At 60.7% G+C, this 610-nt stretch carries 1 protein-coding gene; it reads right to left on the reverse strand.

The annotated features are described in order from the left end of the window. The coding region (locus JF66_RS19980; RefSeq protein ID WP_035880635.1) for a BCCT family transporter at positions 1-400 on the reverse strand (400 nt) is incomplete at its 3' end. Positions 401-610: the final 210 nt, after the last annotated feature.

Here is a 610-nt window from a genome sequence, read left to right on the forward strand (position 1 = left end):
AGAACATCAGGTCGATGCCGATCCCGGCAGCGAACAGCATGGACGTCCAGGTGAATAGGCTGAATTGCGGTCGGGAGTGATCCGGGCCGAGCCGGGTCTTCCCCACGCGGGAGACGGCGATGAAGATCACAAACACCAGAACGAGCGTGACAATCAGAAAGTAGTACCAGCCGAGGTTGGTGGAAACCCATCCGACGACGGAGCCGATGACAGCGCTCGCGCTCGTCGGGGCGAGGATGGACCAGAGGGCGATTGCGATGATTCCTGTTGCCGAGCCGATGAAGACGGTCTTATTGACGCGGGTCTTGGTTTCGGGAACGGTGGGCGGTATTTCCGCGGTAGCCGCAGCTGCGGGCGCAGACGGTGGGGATGCAGGCGGTTCAACTGCGGAAGGGGACATCTCATCCTTGGTGCTCGGTGTTTCGTCATATCTGACGGGGTCGCGGTGGCGACCGGGTGCGACAGAAAAGTCGCTAAGATGCCTACTCTAACAATATCTGTGCGCAAGCCCCCAAAAAGGGGGCGAGGAAGTCGTGGTTCACGCTGACCCAAGACTGGCTCTACCCGTGGCGCACGGTGCGAACTCAGCCCATCAGCGAGCGAAGAGTCG

Origin of the sequence: Cryobacterium sp. MLB-32, assembly GCF_000738085.1 — a bacterium.
Taxonomy (GTDB): domain Bacteria; phylum Actinomycetota; class Actinomycetes; order Actinomycetales; family Microbacteriaceae; genus Cryobacterium.